The organism is Bacillus chungangensis, assembly GCF_030812995.1.
Taxonomy (GTDB): Bacteria; Bacillota; Bacilli; order Bacillales; family Bacillaceae_C; genus Bacillus_CF; species Bacillus_CF chungangensis.
In genome coordinates, this window is record NZ_JAUSTT010000003.1 from 171,543 (window position 1) to 194,106 (window position 22,564).

Sequence of the window (22,564 nt, forward strand, 5' to 3'; positions counted from 1 at the left end):
AGTTATTTCTTATTCAACAATTGTTTTATAGCGAATATATTATTTCCTTCTATAATTTGTGAAAGTGCCTCCTGATTTAAGAAAAGATTATTTAATCTTATTAATGTAGATACGTGTTCATTATCTACAGAAGGTGCCAATGCTACCACGATTTTCACTTCGCCTCCTGACGGTGTTCTGATAGGATTTTTAAAAATGACGACTTGAAAATCCATTTTATAGACACCATATTCTGGGCTAACATGAGGCAAGAATACATCAGGAGCAATAATCATTTGTTCATATTGCTCGAAAAACACTATGTTTGTTTGATTTATATAGTTTTGTGAAATGCTCTTTCTTTTCAATAAAGATCTCATAGAGAAAATAACAAGTTCTTCCCATTTAATCTTTTTTTCAACGATGCTGATGTGATCAATTGAGAAAATAAACTGCTCTTCCTTCTTTTTGAAATTATCTTCAACGTCGATATTGCCGCTTCTAAAAAAGTTCTCAACAATCTTGGATACTTCTTCCATGCTTTCTGTAGGTATATAATGACTAATGGAAGAAATAAGCTTCCTTGTCATCGTATAGCTATTATCTTTCATTTCTTTAGTGACACGATGTTTTAAATCTATTCTGCTTTGCTTATCAAGTATTGAAGGGATTAAAAAAGTTGTTGTGGAACTTTTAATTGGAACAGTTGTAAAAATAAAATCGACTTCATCTTCTAATTGCTCAAATTGTCTAACGGAATATGCACCAATAAAGTCAATATCTGAAAACATAGATTGCAACGTGACGAGTAATAATTTCGAGATTGATGTTCCGCTCTGGCACAAAACGACTGCTTCAAAAATCGCTTCCGTTTCCTCTGTCTGATATATCCAACCTAGTACAATCATAGATAGGTAAACGACTTCCTGCTTAGAAAGCTTATGGTGAATAATTTGTTCAAATGGATGAACAGATTTTAGAACGACATTGTATATTTCTCGGTATTCTCTAATAAATTCTTCTGCTAAAGGATTGTTTATTTGAAAACCTAATAAATTTCTGTAAATAGCAGGTCTCATATGTAAAATTACTTTTTCTCTTAGTTCTGATCTTCGAGAAATCCGAATAGCCAAATAGCCTTCAATGTTTCGAATAAATTTCTCAGTAGCAACCGAAATTTCATCACCATCTGAAATTTGCAAGGCTGACTCAACCATATTAGAAGATAGCACTTGTAAAGAAAGATATAATAAATCTGTTTCGTTCAAACAGTGATAATCCCACAACATATTTTTAATTTGTGGATATTCAACTGTATTTTTGATGTCATATTTCTCAATTCTAAATGACCATTTTCGATTGAATTTGCATGCTCTTCTTATAACAAGTTGAAGAATATAAGGCAGTTCGTCCAATTGCTCATCTGTCAATTGAATCCCTATTCTCGCTTCCACCCGTTCCAATCTTCTTCTTAATAAAAATATTTCAGACTCGGTGATTAGTCCTTTTTCTTCAAGCAAAATTCTTCCTGAAGATGAACGAAGGATTTTTTTAACGGCAGCTACTAGCAAGTTCCGAATGGTAAATTCTAAACCAGTAATAGAATAGCCTTTTTTCCGACTATAAACGATATCAAGGCCTTTCCGCTCTAAGTCATTTTTAATTGCTTTCATATCATTCAAAATTGTATTTTTGCTGACTAGACAAACGTCAGCTAATTTTTGCAGCGAAGAATATTCATTGTCTACCAACAATTCAATCAAAATCAGATTGTATCTTACATTCACTTCATGATAAGTAAACAATTTTTCTTTACCTTGAAAAAATGATTTATAACAAAGCATTTTTGACTTTTCGCTTATATAAATACCTTGCTGGTCAGAAATGATGACGTCCTTATCAAAGGATTGATTTATTTCATTTATCATATTAGTGACATCAGAATTTGAAAGATTTATTGCTGCCATCACTTCATTCAAAGTTACTTCATTTTCGAGCATCAAATATGTTAAAAGCTTCTTCCTAACACCTCCCAAATCATCACCTCCCTTGCTTTCATTTAAAGTATAGCACCCAAATAGACCTTGATTTCATCCCTTCATCACAAAATGTATTGTACGCTTATCCACCATTGTGATGAACGGTTTTAGTACAGCAAAATAACTTTTTGCCAATTTTAGAGCTTCGTCTGACTAAGACACCTTGCCAATGATTTTTCATTAATGGTTTTGTCATTTGTAAGAACGACTTTTCCAGCTTTTTACTAGCTAGTTATTTTAATAGGCGAGTGAATCTCCAACATACTGAAGTCTCGCTTAAGAAAGTTCACAGTTCCTCAGAATCGGTGCGCACAATAAAACCCACGGAGAAATGAAATGATCTCAGTGGGTTTTGTTGTGTTCTTTCATATTCTTCTTTAGTTCTCGGTCTGTTTAAAGAAATGCTAAGTTGAGCTTCAGGTCTAGTGTAAGCCGCTTATTCACTAGCGGACTTCTGAGCAAAAATGCTAATCCTAATAAAGTGAAACATCCATCTGTGGGGTTTTCTCCACTGATAAAAAGTAGAACAAAGACTAAGACCATGAGCCTCCTCGAAATAGAAAATCTTGTCGGCCTGAATCAATCGGACTTTTGACTTTCAGTTATCTGCCGCCTAGTGCTTAGGAGTTATACTACCAGTTAGAAAATGCAGGCATATAAGCAACGATAACTCTGTGATCGAAAAACTAAACATACTCCTCTTTAAGAATGGAGCATATTGCAGCATCACAAAATCGGCCTTTTTCAAAGGCTGCTTTCCGCAGCGTTCCTTCATAAATAAATCCCGCCTTCTCCAGACACTTTTTTGAACCAATATTTTCTGGATCATAAAAGGCTTCTATTCTATTTAGCCCCATTTGCTCAAAACCGTATGATAAAATTGGCTGTATCACTTCTGCCATCACTCCTTGTCTCCAATATGATGGAGCAACCTCAAAACCGATTTCAGCTTTCCTATGCTCTTTTATCCAATTATGGTAGCCACAGCTTCCAATTAATTTGTTCGTTTCTTTTATTGTAATCCCCCATCTTATCCCTTCTTTTTTTAAGAACCTTTTATTCCAGTTTTCAATTAAACGAATCGCTTCATTCATGTCTGTAAAGGTATCGAGATCATAATATTTGGTAACCTCATCGATTGAAAAATAATGGTATATTTCTTCTGCATCGCCTATTTCAATTTTTCTTAGGATAAAGCGATTCGTTTGCAAAACAGGAAACAAATTTGGCTGACTCATATTTTGTGCAATCCTCCCGATTTTGTTAATTCAATTGGTTTTTTTATTATACCTTTAAGAACGGCAGAAGAAAAATCAATGAGCTTAGCTATTTTATATCATTATTCTATAATTTGCCCATCACCTCTCTTAAGCCATTTCTTGAGAACTTTGAAGAGAAAGTGGCTATTTCGTTTTTCCCTCGCTGTACTACAGCAATTATATGGATATAACTTATTAAGTTGCCTTTATGACGGGATTGCCAGATAAATAAACATTACTCGTCCCGTAAATATTCATCTTGGAGAATCCCCATGTGTATGACATCATGCCAAGCTCCTGCCCTAAATAAACTTTGTCGAGCCTTTCCTTCATGCCTGAAGCCCATTTTTTCGTATAGCTTGATCGCTTTTTCATTGAAAGAAAATACTCTTAATGCCACCCTGTGCAAGTTCATTTCTAGAAAGGCATAGTCCAGTAGTAATCGCATTGTTTCCGTCCCATAACCCTTTCCCCAGAAGGCTCGTTCTCCAATATCAATAATGCATTCAGCATTGCGATTTTTATAGTCAATGTTAATCAAAGATGTAATGCCAATTGGCTTCTCTGTTTCCTTCTCAACAATGATATAGCTTTTCGAAGAAGGACCGCCTAAAATCACTTGGTTTACAAACTCTTTCGTTGCATCGATATCGTACATATCTAAATATGGGTTCGTTGATTGCATCACTTCCATATCGTTTCTCCATGCGTGATATAGCGCTGCATCTTCCGCAGTCATTTTTCTAAATTTTATTCTTGAAGATTGAAACAACATCATTACCGCTCCTCTACATTCTTTATATTTACTGGACAAAGCATCCGCTTCAACGAAATTTCCAAAGCTTCTAATTGTTCTTCAACGTTTGTCCTTTCGGAACCAAGCTGAAAAGTATCTAGCATAAGACCATCGATAAAAAATATAATAAAACGAGCAATGGCGCCTGACGATAATCGAGGCTGAAATTCGTTCTGTTTCACACCTTTTTCGATAAACGCTGTGATCACTTCTGTTGCTTGGTCAAAACGTTCTTTTACATATGGAAAGTTTGCTTTATTTTGTTTGTAATTAGAAGACAAGAAAAATTCTGATCGCGCTTGTAAAAGAGAATGATCAATAGTCTCTATTACTTTTTTCTGCAGTTGAATCCAATTAACCATTTGTTTCCATATCAAAGAGTCATTGGCTGATTCAAAAAATTGGAAGCTATTTTGATCATCAAATTGAAGGACTTCAATAAACACATGTTCAATGTTCTGAAAATAAGAATAAAGAGCACCTCGCGATACTTTCGCTTCATCTATAATGTCTTGCATCGTAGCATGTGTATAGCCTTTTTTTATAAATACGTCTCTTGCCGCTTGCAACAACTGATTCTTTTTTTTCCTTTTGTAATCCTCACTTACTCTCGGAGCCATTGTTTTCCCCCTTTCTACTAAATAATAAGTTAGTACACAATTCACGGAAAATTTACGATTCCTATTACATGGATTAAAAACATTGAGATAAGATCTAAAATATACATGAATGTCGTTTTTACACAACAATTATAATAGACATGAATGTCGTTTTCAAGTTGTTTAGAAAGAAAATTTCAAACCGTTTTATTTTCAAATAAAACATACTGATTAGCAACATTTGTTGGTACAATGTAGATTAGTGCAACAAATTTTTTTCACTTTAGAATCAACGTTCATGAATCTGTTCAAAGAAGGAGAAGTGATAGACTGCACTCTCTTTGTTATCTCTTTATAAGATATAAAAGAGAAAGAACGAACAATTGTTGATAAAGATGAATTTTATCATTATGATTTAAGATGTTATAAATATTTTGGTTGATGAATCATGAATATGCTGCAAAAGGAATGATAAAAGTGACTGATTATCGTCAAGTTTATGACAAATTATTAGCAATTGTAGATAAAAATAATATAAAAATTGATGAATATTTAAAAGAACATACGTACACAAGACTAGGCGGGAAAGCCGATTTGTTTGTTACACCAGCAAATTATGAAGAAGTTCAGCGCATTGTTCAATTTGCGAAACAAGAAAGCATTGATTTCACATTATTAGGAAATGGCTCGAATTTAATTGTCAGAGATGGTGGTATTCGCGGTATCGTCATCACACTAAAAAATCTCACTGCTATTACAACGAATGACAATCATATCATTGCGCAGAGCGGCGCTGCAATTATAGATACATCAAGAGCAGCATTAAGTGCAAAATTATCTGGTTTAGAATTTGCATGCGGAATTCCTGGGACAGTAGGCGGAGCTTTATTTATGAATGCTGGTGCGTATGGCGGTGAAATAAAAGATGTGTTAGATTACTGTATTGTCGTGGATCGCAACGGAGAATTAAAGAAACGAAAAGCAGTCGAATTAGAACTTGCTTATCGTACAAGTAATATTGCAGAAAACGGCGATATCGTTCTTGAAGCTGCATTTCATTTGCAGCCAGGCGATTATGATGATATTAAAGCTGTAATGGATGATCTCACTTATCGCCGGGAATCGAAGCAGCCTTTAGAATATCCCTCATGTGGAAGTGTATTCAAACGGCCTCCTGGCTATTTTGCTGGAAAACTGATACAAGATAGCGGCCTTCAAGGCAAAAGAATTGGCGGCGCCGAAGTTTCAACAAAACATGCTGGTTTTATCGTTAACAAAGACAATGCGACTGCAGAAGATTATATCGCTTTAATTAAATTCGTTCAAAAAACGGTAAAAGAAAAGTTTGATGTTACACTTGAACGAGAAGTAAAGATAATCGGAGATGATGTAAAATCATCCGAATAATATTGTCTAAAACTGTATAAGAATGTTATCATAACAGCTATTACTAAATGCAATTTTAGACCTCTCTTTTTAGCAAATGTATAGGATGTGGATAAATTGAAGCGTATACTAGCTATCAGCGATATACACGGCTGTTATGATGAATTCAAACAAATGCTGACATTAGTAGATTATGATTCCGCTGTCGATCAGCTCATATTATTAGGGGATTATGTTGATAGAGGAAAAGATAGCAAGCAAGTTGTTATATCAATCAAAGAATTAGTGGAAGAACAAAATGCCATTGCTATCAAAGGTAATCATGATCAAATGTTATGTGATTGGCTCGATAACCCGGAAGAGCATCGAGAAAGATATTTTAGAAATGGCGGCATCGAAACGATTAAATCGTTCCTTCAAGAGGTTAAGGAAGAAAATGCCAATACTGAACATATACAATGGGCCAAGCAGATTGCTGAAGCAAACAAAGAAATCATTGATTTTCTTAAAAACTTGCCATTATACTATGAGACTGAAGATTATGTATTTGTCCATGCAGGAATAGACCCAGCGCAAGAGGATTGGAAGCTATCAACTGAAAGAGATTTCATTTGGATTAGAGAACCTTTTTTGCATCAGCATCACCCTTTTAAACAAACATTTATTCATGGACATACACCGACGATTATGCTGCACGATAAACCGGATATTTTTTACGACGATAAAAAAATCTGTATCGACGGTGCTTGTGCTTATGGACATCAATTGAATTGTTTAGAAATAAAAAATGGGGAGTATAAGCAGTATATGGTCAAAAAAATAGAAGAAGTTTAAACGAATACAATTGCTACATTTCTCTAAATGCAAAATAAAAAAAACGAACCGTCAAACAGGTATGACCTTTTTGGCGGTTCGTTTTTTATGTTTTAATAACCTAAATTTTCCCCATTCGAGGCAATCACTTTTTGATACCAGTAAAAGCTGTCTTTTCGTTTTCTCTCCAAAGTTCCTTTTCCGACATCATCTTTGTCTACATAAATAAAACCATAGCGTTTGCTCATTTCTGATGACGAACAACTGACAATATCAATCGGGCCCCACGGGTAGTATCCAATTACTTCTACACCATCAGCAATCGCTTCTTTTACTTGTTCAATATGTTTCTTCAGATAATCAATTCTATAATGATCGTGAATTTGACCGTCTTCATTCACTTGGTCATATGCACCGATGCCATTCTCAGTAATCATGATTGGCAATTGGTATCGATCATAGTATAAATTTAAAGCAGTTCGCAAACCGATAGGATCAATCGACCAGCCCCAGTCGCTTTCCGGAAGCTCTGGATTAATATACGCAGTATTTTTCTTTTTTACACTTTCTGCATCGGAAATACGTGTATAGTAGTAAGAAAATGTTAAGAAATCAGCTGTGTTTTTAAGATCTTCCTCATCTGTTTCTCCAAAGACGATATTTATATGATTATCTTCAAAAAATCTGTAGGCATAGCTAGGATAATAACCCCTTAAAAGAACGTCAGAGAAGAAATATTCCATCTGATTTCTTTTCACTGTTGCCAGCACATCTTCCGGTTTAGGGGAAGCTGGATGAGAGATTGCATCAAATAACATCATCCCAATTTGCATCTTAGGATTGATTTCTTTGGCAATTTTTGCAGCTCTTGCACATGCTACTAATTCATGATGAACACCTTGATATTTCGCTTCGGCAAGATTTTCAACCCTATCAGCAGGAATGCCAAGATGATTGAATGATTCAAAAGAAATCAGGTTTATTTGATTCACTAGAATCCAATATTTCACCTTATCTTTGTAGCGATTAAAAAGTACTTCACAGTAGCGAACAAAAAAATCGATTGTTTTTCTGTTGTACCAGCCGTTATATTCTGTAGCTAAATGCAATGGCATTTCATAGTGTGAAACAGTAATAAGCGGTTCCATGCCATTTTTTATGACTTCATCTATCAGTTCATCATAATATTGAAGTCCTTCTTCGTTCGGCTCACTTTCATCTCCATTTGGAAATATGCGAGCCCAATTAATAGAAGTACGAAAAGAATTCATCCCTGTTTCAGCAAGCATTTTTAAATCTTCTTTATAACGATGATAGAAGTCGATGCCTGTTCTTTTTGGGTAATACCCTTCTTTATCAGTTAAAGCAAAATTTATATCTTCCATCGTTATTTCTTCATTCGATTTCTTTTTAATATCAACATCTGCATTGAATCGATTGATATCCGCAACACACAGTCCCTTGCCGCCTTCTAAATAAGCGCCTTCGCTCTGATTTGCAGCAATTGCGCCTCCCCAGAAAAAGTTGTCAGGGAACGTTTTAGGATACTTTTTCATTGTTTTCCTCCTCATAATGAATAATGGCGGATAAAGTGAAACTTCCATAAGTGGGGGTTTTCTCTTATCCCCCACTTATAAGAAATTGAACAAAGGCTAAGATCGCGAGCGTCCTCGAAAAAGAAGAGCACTTTTTCTTCGTGCAATGCTGATCCAAGAAGACTTCCTTATCCTGTCGACCCGAACCAATCGGACATTTACTGGCAGTTGGTTATGGAATAAAAAACTTTGCCAGCTTATCCGCCATTCATTTCATTAAAGTTCTTTGCCGTTTGTTGCTATCACATTTTTATACCAATAAAAGCTATCTTTTTTCATTCTTTTCCCTGTTCCATTGCCAAGATTATCGAGATCAACATATATGAATCCGTAACGCTTTTCCCTTTCAGCTGAGGAACAGCTTACAATATCAATTGGCCCCCAAGCGCAGTAAGCAAATACTTCTACTCCATCTTTTATTGCTTCTTTCATTTGAGCAATATGTTGTGATAAATAGGAAATCCGGTAATCGTCATGGACTGTACCATCTTCCAGCTTGTCATACATTCCTAAGCCATTTTCTGCAATCATAAGAGGTACTTGATAGCGATCATAATACTGGCATAATGCATGATATAATCCTTTTGGATCGATTGCCCATCCCCATGGATTTGCTTTAAGATGGGGATTCTTACTTGTGTCTGCTGGATTCATGCTATTTTTCGAAGACACCATAGAAGAATAGTAATAAGATATCGCTAGGTAGTCCATTGTATTTTTCTTGAGAATTTCTGCATCGCCAGGTTCTACTTTAATGTCATAATTATTTTCCGCAAAAAAGTGCTTCATGTATCCAGGATACTCTCCTCTAAATTGGACGTCTGTAAAGAAATATTGTAGACGATTCCGTTTTAGCGCCATGACAACATCATCTGGATCGCAGCTTTCTGGATAAGCTGTACAGTCAGCAAGCATCGTTCCAATCTTCATATCCGGATTGATTTCACGAGCTTTTTCTACAATGATAGCAGATGCGACAAACTGATGATGAATCGCCTGGTATTTTGCTTCATCTACATTTTCTACTTGATCTTTACAAATCGCTACAGAGTTAAAAGACTCATGGTACATTAAATTAATTTGATTGATCACAATCCAATATTTGACCTTGTCTTGATAGCGTCTTAATAACACTTCACCGTAGCGCGTGAACATGTCCACTACTTTACGGTTGTGCCACCCTCCATATTTCAACGTAATATTAAGTGGAGTCTCATAGTGAAGCATTGTAATGATTGGCTCCATGCCTAGATGTAGTATTTCATCAATTAAACGATCGTAAAATGCAAGACCTTCTTCATTCGGTTCTAGCTCATCTCCATTTGGAAATATACGTGACCAATCGATCGATGTTCTAAATGTCTTAAAGCCCATTTCAGCTAGTAATTTCAAATCATCTTTATACGTATGGTAAAAGTCAATGCCATGTCTTTTTGGATAATAGCCGATTTTATCTTCAATTGCTGCCTTTACCTGTGCCAGGGTAACATCTGAATCATGCTTCGTTATATCCTGATCGGGATCGTAGCGATGAACATCTGCAAGGCTCATCCCTTTTCCGCCGACGTCAAAAGCCCCTTCACATTGATTAGCTGCAACAGCACCGCCCCAAAGGAAATGATCCGGAAATCCATTTTGATATTGACTCATTTGATAACCTTCTTTCCATCAATTTTTTCATCAATACGCTTGAAAATACGCATCATTCGCTTCGCAATCTCCCACTCGCTTTTCACTGTCATAAGCGTATCTTGGGCATGGGCAAATAATAAAGAGAATGTGACATCTTCCCCCCTTGCTTCTTTTTGAACGGTTTGTGTTTGCAATTTATGTGCAGCAACAATATCTTTGTCTGCCTTCTCTAATAATTCCTCCGCTTTCTCATAATTTTCTTCTTCACAAAACTTTAAAGCTTCCATAATATCATTTCGTGCATCACCAGCGTGTAGGATCATTTGCATGGACAACATGTTTAATGCTTCTAATTCATTTTCTTTATCTGACATTGTATGTCACCTCATCATCGTTTCAAACTTTTAGTTTGATAGTAATTTTAATTTAATGAATATTCATTCTTTTTATTTTCTAAAATGAGTTATTCCTACCCTCTGTTATTCATCAGCAGCGTTTAATTCATTCTTTTTTTCCTGCATATCATAAGCCTTAAAGAATGGGAAGAAAATAGCAAAGGCTACGACGAATAGAACAGCAGCCAGAATAATGGCTCTCCAGTCTTGAGTTGCTAAGTAGGAAGATATCGGAAATGGTATATACCACAACATAAATGTCTTCGTAGGAATACTGACTAACCCTAAGTGCAATGTCCAATAGGTGATGCTTGGAATAATAATCGCGCATAACCATAATGGAATCATTAAGAATGGATTAAATACTACTGGCGCACCAAATATTAATGGTTCATTGATGTTAAAAATAGAGGGAACGATAGTTGCACGCCCAATCGCTTTCAAGCGCATCGATTTGGCAAATAGAACCATCATGATCACCAATGGCAATGTCGTCCCCATCCCTCCCATACTAGTAAAAGCATAAAGTGTCTCCATTACCGCAATATTTGAAGGGGTTCCTCCCGCAGCTGCAACACTTGCATTCTCTGCGAGTCCTGATAGATACACTGGATATATAACTGGCATCATTACCCAGCCGCTAATACCAAATGTATAGAGAAAGGCTGGAATAAATACTGACAGGACAAAACCTGGGTAGCTTTGAACAATATTAGATAATGGTTTAAAAATTGCTAATATGACATCAAAGAAATCAATATTGCCTTGGACTCCTATTAACCATCCAACTAGCATAATGAGTGTAATTGGAATTAAAGTATCAAACCAAGTAATAATAAAGTCGGGCATCGTAGAATCTTCAGAGAAAAAGGAGAACCTAGAGAATAGCACTAACACAAACCCGACAAATAATCCTACAATCAAGGAAAGAAACATCCCTGTTGCTCCAAAACGCTCTAGTATAAATTGTACTTTTCCTCCTTCAATCATTACTGGCGACAATAAAAAAAGGTAAAGTGATATACCAGTTGCACCCGCTATCAACTTTTTATTGTCAAATTTCTTCTTTTCCATAATGAAGTAAGGGACAAGAAACGCTACAAATAATCCTAATAATCCAAATGTAAATGTATTGATTAATGAAAAGTCAGGCATCCATGTAAACATTTCATTTAATAAAGAAATAATGGTAACGAGCGACCCTACAAGTATTAATGGAAGAATGGTCATCACTGCATCTTGAATCGATGAAACCCAAACATTTTTCGTGATCTTATTTACCTTAGGAGTAAAAGATTCATTCATGAATTTCATAATTCTATCCATTATTGATTACCCCTCCGTTTCAATTAATTCCATAATCAAATCCACTGCTTTGTTGCCGTCAAGCGTTCCATAAACATTTTGAGGAATAATTGCGACTTTAATATGATAAGCACTTACTTTTTCTTCCAATTCATTCTCCATATATTTAAGATGCGGTCCTATCAATAACACGTCTATTTTATCCAAGTACTCCCCGAGCTGTGATTCACTTTTGGCTTGGACCGACATCTCGATACCCCTTTTCTTACTTGCTTTACGAATTGCTTGAGCCATAAAGCCACTTGATGCACCTGCGCCACAAATTAAAAGAACATTTTTCATTGTCATTTCCTCCTTGAATTGAGTTGTACTCTTTTTGTACTTTTAGTATGGCATTTCAAAAAATACATAGCCAACAAAAAAGTTTCCTACCCTTAGGAAACTTTTTAGATATAGAAACATCATCTTGCTCTATTCAACCTATTAAGTGTTATTTCAATAAGAGGGCCTGTTAGGAAAATACATAGGAACGTTCCTAAACCGAATTTCCCCCCAAGCATAATCCCAATCACTACTAATAAAGCATCCAATACGATCCGAGTTGATTTAAGCGAAACACATCGCTTTTCCGAAAAGTAAATCATGAGGCCTTCAAGCGGCCCCGCTCCAGTATTTGTATAAAGATAAAGGGCAATCCCTCCACTAAAAGCGATCACTCCTGCTAATGCCATGATAATACTAGGAATAAATGCTATAAAAGAGAAGTTTAATGTTAAAAACATATTAATAAAAAAGCCGCAGCCGACACTATAAATGATGCTGCCTACCCCGATATTTTTAGAATCCAATAAATAATTAATCATTAATAGAGAAACACTAAACAACTGACTGGCAGTGCCAAACCTAATAGGGATAAACTGAAGCCATCCTAATAAAAATGTACTAATCGGGTCTGCCCCAATGTTTGCTATTAAGATAAGCGCGACCCCAAAAGCAGTAATGATGGTTCCGATAACGACTAATCCGTATTTTAAGCAGATACTTTTCATTTCCAATATCCTCTCTTCTTCATTTTACATATTTGAAAGAGAGTATTTCATGATACATATATCCACGCCAACAAAAAAATTTCCTACCCCTAGGAAATTTTTGAACGATATCTATTTTTATAAATAATATTATAATTAAGATAGGATATGATAAAGTGAAACTTCCATCAGTGGGGTTTTCTCTTATCCCTCTCAACCTAAATGGCGGTGTCCTTGCAAAAAAGAAAACGCTTTTTTCGTGAGATGCTGATTGAAGAAGCTTTTCTTATTCTGCGCATCTGAGCCAATCAGATTTTTAAGCAGAAACGGAATAGATGGCAAGGAGCTTGACTTGCCAGTTAGATTGAGGAATAAAAAAATGCCTATACTCTAAGGAGGATGTGGTATGAAAAAAGAAAAGAAAGATGCTTTTCTTAACTATTTAGCATCGCAAAATGGCTGGAGCACTGCAAGCAATCTAGCAAGTTATCTTAAAGTATCTACTAGAACTATACGCAATTATGTGAATGAAATTAATAAAGAAAAGAAACTGATATCCTCATCGCAAGAGGGATATAAATTAAGTAATTGGAAAGAGAAAGGTTCTTTTTCAATCAGCAACGATACACCTTCCAAACGAATGAATATAATTCTGAAGGAGCTTATTATTCATACCGAAGGATTAGATATTTTTGACTTAAGTGAAAAAATATTTGTTAGTATTTCAACAATTGAAAACGATGTGGTAAATGCAAATAACATCATAAAGCCCTTTCATTTAAAAATTAGGCATAAAAAAGATAGGATAACATTAATTGGAAATGAAACAGCGAAGCGAAAGTTAATGAGTCATATTATTTCACAAGAAACATCTAGAGATTTTTTAAGTATGAAAACAGTGCAAGCGGCATATAAAGAATACAATATATCACATTTAAAAGAGAATATCGTTTCAATATTAAGTAGGTATAACTTGTTTGTCAATGAATATACAATGAATAATATTTTATTGCACTTAGTTATTACAATCGACAGAATTAAAAAAAATAATACCGTTACCCAAAACTTACAATTAAAAAATTTAAAAGGCAATTTAGAAATGAATGCTGCTAAAGATATTGCTGAGATAATTGAAAAGCAGTATAACATTACTTTTAATGAAGCTGAAAGATACTATTTGGTTCTACTGCTATCTAGTAAAACGACGATTTTAAATTTTAAGTCGTTAACTCCAGAAACTTTAACAAATTACCTTGATGAACATTATGTTCAGCTTGCAAAAGCTCTCTTAGATAAAGTACATGAATCTTATTATATTGATATATACGATGATGAATTTTTTGTTAAATTTACACTCCATATTCGAAATTTAATCTTTAGAGCAAAAAATAACCAAATCGCGAAAAATCCTTTAACTTATAAATTAAAGGATTCATATCCGTTAATTTATGAAATAGCTGTTTTCATTTCTAATGAAATGCAAAAAATTGAAGACATTGTGATCAAAGAAGATGAAATTGCATATATCGCATTTCATATTGGCTCTTTTTTTGAAAGAAAAAAAGAGCTGGAAAACAAAATTTTATGTGCTGTAGTTTGTCCTAATTATTACGATATGCAAATGCAGCTTGTTCAAAAACTTGAGGATAAATTCCGAGGTTCGATTGAAATTATTCAAATATCAGCAGAAGCAAATGATCTTACACTTACAGATAATATTGAATTAATTATTACGACACTTCCGATAAAAACGGAACAAATTCCTTCTATATTTGTACATCCTTATATAACAGAAGTCGATTATGACCATATTCAAAATCAGCTTTTAAAGCTAAGTGAAAGAAAAGCGATCATCAAGGTTAAAAATTACCTTGAAATGTTCTTTAATGAAGAATTATTCATGAAAAATATTTATTTAAAAAGCCATGAAGAATATATTAAGTATATGTCGCAACTGCTATATGAAAAGAAATATGTCAATGCCGATTACAGTGATTCTGTTTTAGAACGTGAAAAAATGTCTTCAACTGCTTTTAATAATTATGTTGCAGTTCCACATTCTATGAAGATGGATGCATTAAAAACAGGGATTTGCATCATTATTAATGATAAACCAGTAAAATGGGGAGAAGAAACGGTGCAAATCATCACCATGATCGCAATTAATAAAAGAGAACGAAATATATTTAGCAACGTTTTCGAGAGCTTTATCAATATATTATCTGAATGGGAAAATGTAAAGGAATTAGCAAAAGCGACTAATTATAAAGACTTTATGAACAAAATCGCTTATTTAATGGAGAAAATATAAAGTTTATCATTCATAGCAGAAGCTTAAATAGTAAAGCAATCATCTATTTCCGATAACAAGAGTAAATTTTAAGGAACAAACTTCTTTAGATAAGGGTATTTAAAGAAGTGTTAATATGTAGCCTTTATAAATAATTTATTTTAACCTCTTTTATAATGCGAGGGAAAATTGATTTTAAAAACTTTGATAAAGTGAAACTTCCATCAATGGGGGTTTTCTCTCATCCCCCACTGACAAGAAGTAGAACAAAGGCTAAGATCGCAACGAAAAGGAAACCCGCTTTTCTTCGTGCGATGTATCGCTGCCGAAGCTTTCCTTGTCCTGTTGCAACGCCTTTGTGACCGACATCCTCGAAAAAGAAACGCACTTTTTCTTCGTGCGATGTTGATTCAAGAAGTTTTCCTTATCCTGTCGACCCGAACCAATCGGACATTTGCTGGCAGTTTTCCCCACCTAGCGATTCTGATTCCTCTTACTCCCCGAGGTGGGGGGCTTACTGCCAGTTAGATGTGGATAAACGAAAAAAAGAAAAAGTTTGTTCGCATAAATTGATCAAAACAGGCTTTTTCTTTTTTTCATTTTAACAAGACTTGCAAAAAAGAATGAATTATTTTCAGCAACTTCAATACTCCCTCTTTTTTCCTTTTTTAACCAACTCCCAATCTATCTCCACATTCTTCCTCATTCTTCGTATGAGATGATATATTAGGTCTATTTCTTCTTGCGAAAATCCAGAGAGGGCAACTTTATTAGAATGTTCATCTTCTCTATTTAAGAATGGATATATTTCTGCTCCCTTTTCAGTGGGATATAGTCGCTTTATTTTTTTATTATCGGGGTCATTTCTTTTTTTGATCAATCCTTGCGCTTCAAGTTTCTTAATAGCACGAGAGGCTGTTGTACGATCAACTTTTATCATTTCTGCCAATTTATCTTGGATGATTCCATGATTTTCGCATATCCGCACAAGGTACAAATATTGGCCTTTTGATAGTCCTAATTCTTTGAATTCTATGTTGCTTATAGATTCCAAGCATCTTGCAATCATACCAATTTCGCGAAGAATTTCCTTCATTGCGACCCTCCTTTTTGTTGCATTTGCAACAATTTTACCTTATACTATTAAAAACGTTTAAGTCAAGTATGCCGCTTCTATGTAAATAAAGTGAAACTTCCATCAGTGGGGGTTTTCTCTCATCTCCCACTGATGGGAGGTAGAACAAAGGCTAAGGCCGCAACGTCCTCGAAAAGGAAACCGCTTTTCTTCGTGCGATGTATCGCTGCCGAAGCTTTCCTTATCCTGTTGCAACGCCTTTGTGACCGACATCCCTGTCGGCCCGAACCAATCGGACATTTGACTTTCAGTTATCCCCCACCTAGCGCTTCTGATTCCTCTTACTCGTGAGGTGGGGGGCTTACTGCCAGTTAGATGTGGGATAAATCCAGAGAGGACTGAAGATCATTGGAATCTAAAAGAATAACAAATCCAGACGATTTACAGAAAGCTTTTCATATTAGAAAAGAAGTATTTGTAAAGGAGCAAGGTGTTCCATTAGAAGATGAATTCGACGAATATGATGAATTAAATAGCCAATCCGAACACACGATCGTCTATTATCATAAACAGCCTGTCGGCACTGGAAGAATAAGATTTATGAATGGAGTAGCCAAATTGGAGAGAATCTGCATCCTACAGCCTTATCGGAAATTGGGGATTGGAAAAGTCATCATTAACACGTTGGAAGGAATTGCTCAAGAAAAAGGGATTTCTCGTGTGAAGCTGCATGGCCAAACACATGCTGAAGGATTCTATCACAAACTAGGCTATCAAACCTCATCAGACGAATTTATGGAAGATGGCATTCCACATTTTGTTATGTTAAGAGATTTATCAGATAAATAAATATGATGAAGGTAAATAAAAAGATTTTGATACTGTATGTGCTGGGAATCATCATTTTAACACTAGGAATCTCGTTTACCATTCAATCAAATCTAGGAACTTCCCCTTTTGATGCTGTTCTAGTTGGCCTATCAAATCGAGTCGGGCTTACAGTTGGAAGCTGGGAATTCATATTGGCTTTTTTATTCATCTTTTGCAATGCCCTATTACAAAGGAAAAGACCAGAATTTCTATGTTTGCTTACAGCTTTTATCACAGGCCTCGGTATTGATTTATGGCTCTATTTGCTGCATCATTTCGTACAGCCTGAGCTAATAATAAGTAAACTTGCTTGTTTGTCTATCGGAATCATTGTAATTGGAATAGGAACTGCTATTTATTTGCAAGCCAATTTTGCGCCAATCCCAATTGACCGTTTTATGTTAATACTTCGAGATATCACTGGAATGAGCATTCTTTATTCAAAAACACTCATCTCGCTTGCATTCTTATTATTTGCGATTATATTAAATGGACCAATTGGCATTGGTACCATTCTCACTGTTTGTTTAAGCGGACCTATTTTAAATTATTTTATGAAAAAATATCATTCATTAACACTCTCCCCTTTAAAAGGGCAGGCAGACTAGCTTCTTTGGCTATTCTATTTGCTGCCCCTTGGGGAGAACAATCCTTGACGGAATCTATAATAAGTAGCTTTACAAATAATGAAGTAATCTTCCAGCCACTCATTCTAGTCTGGTTAAAGCTTTACTTCTGATTCCTCTTACTCCCTGAGATGGCGGTCTCGACTCGCCAGTTAGATGTGGGATAAAAGATTTCTTTTTACTTATGTATGTTAACCTTATTCTTCCATTAGTTTTTATTGTGGGAGCATTCTATTAAATATTTTCGTTTCAATGTCATTTAACTTTTTTATACTTTTTTAACAAATTCAGATTTTAATTTCATCGCGCCAAAACCATCAATTTTGCAATCAATATTATGGTCGCCATCAACTAAACGTATATTTTTTATTTTTGTTCCTATTTTTAAAACTGATGAGCTGCCTTTTACTTTAAGGTCTTTAATGACTGTTACAGAATCACCATCGTTTAAGACATTTCCATTTGCATCTTTTACGATCTTTTTGTCTTCACTACTTTCAGTTACTGATTCTAACGTCCATTCATAAGCACATTCTGGGCAAACAAATAGATTCCCATCTTCATAAGTGTACTCTGAATGACATTTTGGACAATTTGGAAAATCAGACATTCGTTTATTTCCTCCATTCATTGTTGTTCATTTTAACATAAAATTATTTTCAATTTCCTTTATATCGTGGCAAATAGGAACTTGAAATGTACAAAAAAAATACAAGGAAGCTCCTTATATGATTATATACTGCCATAGTTTTCTTTTATTGACAACCTTTCCTACATGCGAGGCAGTTTTTCTTGGCATGTAAATAAAAGCAATACATCTTATTTTACATTTATTTCTTAACCTTGATTATTTGGAAATGCAAAAAAAAAGTTTACCAAATAATCAAGGGTAATGTGTAAAGTATTTAAAGCACTTTTAAATTGTTGCTCATATAGTCTATATATCTACTGCGTGCCCAACCTCATAATCATTCTATGAATCATATAAAGCCTCCCAAAGATTCCAAGGATGCTCTCTCGGAGGACGCGACTCTATCTTTATCTCTTCCTTTTTGGTTGGATGTTCAAATTGTAATTGATGAGCCCATAATGCTATTTGTTGACCTGGACGATTTTTCACTCCGTATTTTTGATCGCCATAGATTGGGCATCCCAATGCGGAAAGCTGTACACGTATTTGATGGGGGCGGCCAGTATATAGTCGAATGGAAAGCAGACTTAAGTCTTTCATTTTGCCGATCGTTTCGTATTCAAGTATCGCTTTTTTGGCATTTTTATAGTGGGCTGGAACAGTGTATACTTTATTTTCTCGATTGTTCTTGATTAAATAATGTTCTAAGACTCCTTTATTTGCTGGGGGTGTTCCCCTAACGACAGCCAAATACCTTCTGTTAAACGCTCTTCTCCGAATGACGTCTGATAATCGTGAAGCAGCCTTAGATGTTTTGGCGAACGTCATCACACCGCCGACAGGCCGATCCAAGCGATGAACTAGCCCTAGAAAAACGTTGCCTGGCTTTTGATAGCGAATTTTTAAATCATGCTTTAAGATTGTAAGCAAATCCTTATCTCCAGTGCTGTCTTTTTGCACAGGGATATTCACCGGCTTTTGAACAACAAGCAGATGATTGTCTTCATATAGAACAGAAATTTGCATGTAATACCAAGACTCCTTCATACATATTGCATCGATTGTATCGCAAGTTGGAAAACATTTAAAGTTTTTCCTATTCTCTCACCATTTTTCCATCCTCTCCTCTTGTCAAACAGACATACTACCCCTCTTATAAACTAATAAGTTTTCAACGTTCACATACGATTTTCTCTTATATGTACAAATGTTCATGAAGTAAATAAATATTTGCGTTCCGAAAGAAAAGCGTTACTTAAATAATATTCTTTTAACATTTTATAAAAAGTTATTCTTTCATTTTTTAGCCTCTTTAAATTAAGTTTAATGTTGGTGATCTAATCACTTCGATTTCATTACAAAAAGAAAATAAATGTTCGTTCTAATTTCTTGTTCGGTTTTTATCGTGAAAGTTTCGTTGAAACGACTAAAAATTAGCAAAAAAGTCGGTTTTGGAAAGTCGTTCTATACAAACTATTAGGGGAAGATTCACCATATATTGTTGGAAAGAAAATATATGAAAATATTTTAAGAATTTTAAAATAATTCGTAACGAATACGTTTTTTAAGGTGTTTATATAAATGAAATGAATTCTTCTCAACTACTAGGATGAACAATCTTTATATGTTCTTATAGAAAAAATAGTCTACTTAATAGATTGGTAGCAAGAATTATCTTTATTCTTGTTTTCAATTTTAAATGAGACAAAAAAGACATGTAAGATGACGGCATCATCGGAAAATTGTCTCTGCACTCTTTTAGGGAACATACATGAAAACTCTTTTATGACTAGAAGAGAGCAGCTTTTTTAGAAAGGAGGACAAGCACTTTTTTTATTGCGATAAACAAAAATTAGTTTATCAATTATAAATTTAATGGAGGTCTATAAAATGAAAATGATGAAAAAAATTTTTTCCTTAACGGTTCTAACATTTGTTTTGGCAATGATCCCTTTGACAGCATTTGCAAAAGATAGCGACTATGGTGATTTAGGTTGGTATTATGTTACTACAAGCTATAAGATTACATCTCCTTATGGAGATCGTGGAGGAGTGTTCCATAAAGGCATTGATATTGGTGTGGATAAAGAACCAGCCTATTCCATTAGTAAAGGCAAAGTCAAATATGCAGGCTATAGTGAAACTGCAGGTAATTGGGTTGTAATTGAATCTGAGGATAAAGATCCAAATGGCAAAAAATTAACTGCCAGATACCTTCATCTAAATTCTTATTCCGTTTCGACAGGCGATACTGTAAAAAGGGGAGATAAAATTGGAGTTACTGGAAATACTGGCAACTCAACGGGGCCACATTTACATTTTGATGTGAATAATGCCAATAAAATGAATGGCTCAGACCTCAATAAAAATAACACAATTAACCCGGTGTTATTTTGGCCGAATGCCAAATGGTCCTCTGTAAGTTCCCATTTTGAAATCGATCATCATGAAGGGGATCTCATTCTAGAGGAAGCCATTTTCGATTTTCTTATTGAATATGTAGGAATTGATGCTTTCGAAGAGTGGAAAAATGCTACTGACAACCCTGTACAAAGTGAATTTTTGAATCATTTTGATTTGTCGGAAAACGATATGCATCATATTTACAATGAATTTATTAGTGAAAAATAAAGTGAAACTTTCATCAGTGGGGATTTTCTCTCATCCCCCACTAGACAAGAAGTAGAACAAAGGCTAAGATCGCTGGCGTCCTCGAAAAGGAAACCGCTTTTCTTCGTGCGATGTACCGCTGCCGAAGCTTTCCTTGTCCTGTTGCAACGCCTTTGTGACCTACGTCCTCGAAAAAGAAGAGCACTTTTTCTTCGTGCGATGTTGATTCAAGAAGCTTTCCTTATCCTGTAGGCCCGAACCAATCGGACATTTGTCTTTCAGTTATCCCCAACCTAGCGCTTCTGATTCCTCTTACTCCCCGAGGTGGGGGTCTTCCTGCCAGTTAGATGTGGGATAAAAAGGCTAATGAATACCATAGACCTTGATCTAAGACCAAGGTCTTCCTTTTATTGCTATTAGTTAAATAATTTTTTAAAAAGTAAATAACACACTAAAGTAAAGTTCCGTGCAGATTGATCACGTCCAATTGTTATTTATCTCTGGTATTAAAAAAGTAAGTGAAATGAGTTTTATATGTTATTCTAGCAAGTATTCTCTTATTCTGTTTGATCTTTACTAGCCAATCCCCCCAATCTAAAAAAATATACATTTAGCTTGAGATGTTAGTATTAAAAAAATACGAATGAATATTGTTATTTATTCTTAATTTTCTCTATATTGTTACGATAAAAACTCATTTATTTGTTAAAATCCCATTTCTTTAGAAAAATCTTTTTAACCGCTTTTCGTGCACGATGCAGCTTTTGCCGAACTTTTTCTTCAGTTGAATGAATTTTTTCTGCAATTTCCTTATAAGTAAGTTCTTGTTTCCATCTCAAATCTATTAATATTCGATAATCAGACTTGATTTGATTTAAATATTTTTCCATTTCCTCTATCATCATCTTTGATTCTACTTCATCCTCTAAACTTTGGCTACAGCATGAGATAAATTGATTACTATACTTAAGATAAAGATTCTCATCTAATTCACATTGTGTTTTTGAATGTTTTCTTAAATAATTATATGTTGTATTTTTTGCAATTACTTTAAACCAAGCTCTAAATTTTTCCTGATTATCATACTTTGGAGTTTTTTGAATGATTTTCAAAAACGAGTCTTGAATAATGTCCTCTGTTGTTGCGTGGTCCTTTACTAAATTGAAAATGTGGGGATATACTAGATGATAAAATTCATTATAAATAGCGTTTTGCGTCTCGTGATTAAATTGTTGAAAACTTTTAGATGCTAGGAGTAACAAATAACTTTTCATGGATTTTGCTACCCTCCAGAACAAATTTTTTTATATTAGTATCATTTACCCCTCCCTTGTTTATGGCATGTTTAAGAAGTAAGCAACATGCAATGAAATCTGTTGATGTCTACTTAATGATAACATTTTATACAATAAAATACACCAAATATCCTTTTGTGTAAAATGATGTAAAATACATTTTTATGAAGTATTTCTTTAGTGTATTTAACTGTCTTAATTAGTTGTTGAACAGTTGTTACGCTAAATAAATACTAGTTTTTTCTAATTAAATCAGCTTATTATATAGTCGTTGAACCATTTATCGTTCAACGACTATATATGACTCACATTAAAAATCACTCCATCTTTAAAACATACTC

Annotated in this window: 21 protein-coding genes; 6 read left to right on the forward strand and 15 right to left on the reverse strand. The window is 34.6% G+C overall.

Features of this window, described 5'->3' with window-relative positions:
• Positions 1 to 2: 2 nt before the first annotated feature.
• From J2S08_RS03900 to J2S08_RS03915, 4 genes are all read right to left on the reverse strand, one after another.
• A complete protein-coding gene (locus J2S08_RS03900; protein WP_307226852.1) occupies positions 3 to 2,015 on the reverse strand; it encodes a BglG family transcription antiterminator in 2,013 nt (670 codons plus the stop codon).
• 689 nt (positions 2,016 to 2,704) lie between these two features.
• Entirely contained in the window at positions 2,705 to 3,256 is a 552-nt protein-coding gene (locus tag J2S08_RS03905) for a GNAT family N-acetyltransferase (protein ID WP_307226854.1), read from the reverse strand.
• A gap of 256 nt (positions 3,257 to 3,512) precedes the next feature.
• Positions 3,513 to 4,052: a GNAT family N-acetyltransferase gene (locus tag J2S08_RS03910; protein WP_307226855.1), complete on the reverse strand. Its 540-nt coding sequence runs from the start codon at positions 4,050 to 4,052 to the stop codon at positions 3,513 to 3,515.
• A 2-nt stretch (positions 4,053 to 4,054) separates the two neighbouring features.
• A complete protein-coding gene (locus J2S08_RS03915; protein ID WP_307226856.1) occupies positions 4,055 to 4,693 on the reverse strand; it encodes a TetR family transcriptional regulator in 639 nt (212 codons plus the stop codon).
• 456 nt (positions 4,694 to 5,149) lie between these two features.
• Here J2S08_RS03915 and murB point away from each other — a divergent pair, with 456 nt between their 5' ends.
• Both murB and J2S08_RS03925 read left to right on the forward strand, forming a co-directional pair.
• Positions 5,150 to 6,079 carry a UDP-N-acetylmuramate dehydrogenase gene (gene murB / locus J2S08_RS03920; RefSeq protein ID WP_370875623.1) on the forward strand — a complete coding sequence of 310 codons (930 nt, stop codon included), beginning with the start codon at positions 5,150 to 5,152 and terminating at the stop codon, positions 6,077 to 6,079.
• 96 nt (positions 6,080 to 6,175) lie between these two features.
• Positions 6,176 to 6,892 (forward strand): metallophosphoesterase family protein, encoded by a 717-nt coding sequence (locus tag J2S08_RS03925; protein ID WP_307226858.1) that lies wholly within the window; start codon positions 6,176 to 6,178, stop codon positions 6,890 to 6,892.
• Positions 6,893 to 6,984: 92 nt separating this feature from the next.
• On the opposite strand, the gene J2S08_RS03930 is transcribed toward J2S08_RS03925, so the two are convergent.
• From J2S08_RS03930 to J2S08_RS03955, 6 genes are all read right to left on the reverse strand, one after another.
• Complete coding sequence (locus J2S08_RS03930; RefSeq protein WP_307226859.1) at positions 6,985 to 8,427, reverse strand: glycoside hydrolase family 1 protein; 1,443 nt, start codon at positions 8,425 to 8,427, stop codon at positions 6,985 to 6,987.
• A 255-nt stretch (positions 8,428 to 8,682) separates the two neighbouring features.
• Entirely contained in the window at positions 8,683 to 10,116 is a 1,434-nt protein-coding gene (locus J2S08_RS03935) for a glycoside hydrolase family 1 protein (RefSeq protein WP_307226861.1), read from the reverse strand.
• Positions 10,113 to 10,472, reverse strand: a complete 360-nt coding sequence (locus J2S08_RS03940; protein ID WP_307226862.1) for a PTS lactose/cellobiose transporter subunit IIA — start codon at positions 10,470 to 10,472, stop codon at positions 10,113 to 10,115. Before J2S08_RS03940 ends, J2S08_RS03935 begins: the two co-directional genes overlap by 4 nt.
• Before the next feature lie 105 nt (positions 10,473 to 10,577).
• The gene (locus J2S08_RS03945) at positions 10,578 to 11,822 is read right to left on the reverse strand and encodes a PTS sugar transporter subunit IIC (protein WP_307226966.1); all 1,245 of its coding nucleotides are present in this window, start codon (positions 11,820 to 11,822) and stop codon (positions 10,578 to 10,580) included.
• 3 nt (positions 11,823 to 11,825) lie between these two features.
• On the reverse strand, positions 11,826 to 12,140 hold the full coding sequence (locus J2S08_RS03950) for a PTS sugar transporter subunit IIB (RefSeq protein ID WP_307226864.1): 315 nt from the start codon (positions 12,138 to 12,140) through the stop codon (positions 11,826 to 11,828).
• A 119-nt stretch (positions 12,141 to 12,259) separates the two neighbouring features.
• Complete coding sequence (locus J2S08_RS03955) at positions 12,260 to 12,847, reverse strand: YczE/YyaS/YitT family protein (protein ID WP_307226866.1); 588 nt, start codon at positions 12,845 to 12,847, stop codon at positions 12,260 to 12,262.
• A gap of 385 nt (positions 12,848 to 13,232) precedes the next feature.
• On the opposite strand from J2S08_RS03955, the gene J2S08_RS03960 reads away from it, so the two are divergent.
• Positions 13,233 to 15,137 (forward strand): BglG family transcription antiterminator, encoded by a 1,905-nt coding sequence (locus tag J2S08_RS03960; RefSeq protein ID WP_307226868.1) that lies wholly within the window; start codon positions 13,233 to 13,235, stop codon positions 15,135 to 15,137.
• 622 nt (positions 15,138 to 15,759) lie between these two features.
• Here the strand turns inward: J2S08_RS03960 and J2S08_RS03965 are convergent.
• Together J2S08_RS03965 and J2S08_RS03970 are read right to left on the reverse strand one after the other, a co-directional pair.
• Complete coding sequence (locus tag J2S08_RS03965; protein ID WP_307226870.1) at positions 15,760 to 16,212, reverse strand: MarR family winged helix-turn-helix transcriptional regulator; 453 nt, start codon at positions 16,210 to 16,212, stop codon at positions 15,760 to 15,762.
• 102 nt (positions 16,213 to 16,314) lie between these two features.
• On the reverse strand, positions 16,315 to 16,491 hold the full coding sequence (locus J2S08_RS03970) for a hypothetical protein (protein WP_307226872.1): 177 nt from the start codon (positions 16,489 to 16,491) through the stop codon (positions 16,315 to 16,317).
• A 108-nt stretch (positions 16,492 to 16,599) separates the two neighbouring features.
• Here J2S08_RS03970 and J2S08_RS03975 point away from each other — a divergent pair, with 108 nt between their 5' ends.
• Positions 16,600 to 17,040, forward strand: coding sequence for a GNAT family N-acetyltransferase (locus tag J2S08_RS03975; protein ID WP_307226873.1), 441 nt, complete (start codon positions 16,600 to 16,602; stop codon positions 17,038 to 17,040).
• A gap of 2 nt (positions 17,041 to 17,042) precedes the next feature.
• A complete protein-coding gene (locus J2S08_RS03980; protein WP_307226875.1) occupies positions 17,043 to 17,669 on the forward strand; it encodes a YczE/YyaS/YitT family protein in 627 nt (208 codons plus the stop codon).
• Positions 17,670 to 17,955: 286 nt separating this feature from the next.
• Here the strand turns inward: J2S08_RS03980 and J2S08_RS03985 are convergent, their stop codons facing one another.
• Both J2S08_RS03985 and J2S08_RS03990 read right to left on the reverse strand, forming a co-directional pair.
• Positions 17,956 to 18,297: a zinc ribbon domain-containing protein YjdM gene (locus tag J2S08_RS03985; RefSeq protein WP_307226877.1), complete on the reverse strand. Its 342-nt coding sequence runs from the start codon at positions 18,295 to 18,297 to the stop codon at positions 17,956 to 17,958.
• Positions 18,298 to 18,660: 363 nt separating this feature from the next.
• Positions 18,661 to 19,344, reverse strand: a complete 684-nt coding sequence (locus tag J2S08_RS03990) for an RluA family pseudouridine synthase (RefSeq protein WP_307226879.1) — start codon at positions 19,342 to 19,344, stop codon at positions 18,661 to 18,663.
• An 864-nt stretch (positions 19,345 to 20,208) separates the two neighbouring features.
• Between J2S08_RS03990 and J2S08_RS03995 the strand changes: the two genes are divergently transcribed.
• Positions 20,209 to 20,949, forward strand: a complete 741-nt coding sequence (locus tag J2S08_RS03995) for a M23 family metallopeptidase (RefSeq protein WP_307226881.1) — start codon at positions 20,209 to 20,211, stop codon at positions 20,947 to 20,949.
• Positions 20,950 to 21,626: 677 nt separating this feature from the next.
• Here J2S08_RS03995 and J2S08_RS04000 read toward each other — a convergent pair.
• A complete protein-coding gene (locus J2S08_RS04000; protein WP_307226883.1) occupies positions 21,627 to 22,202 on the reverse strand; it encodes an RNA polymerase sigma factor in 576 nt (191 codons plus the stop codon).
• Between the last annotated feature and the right edge of the window lie 362 nt (positions 22,203 to 22,564).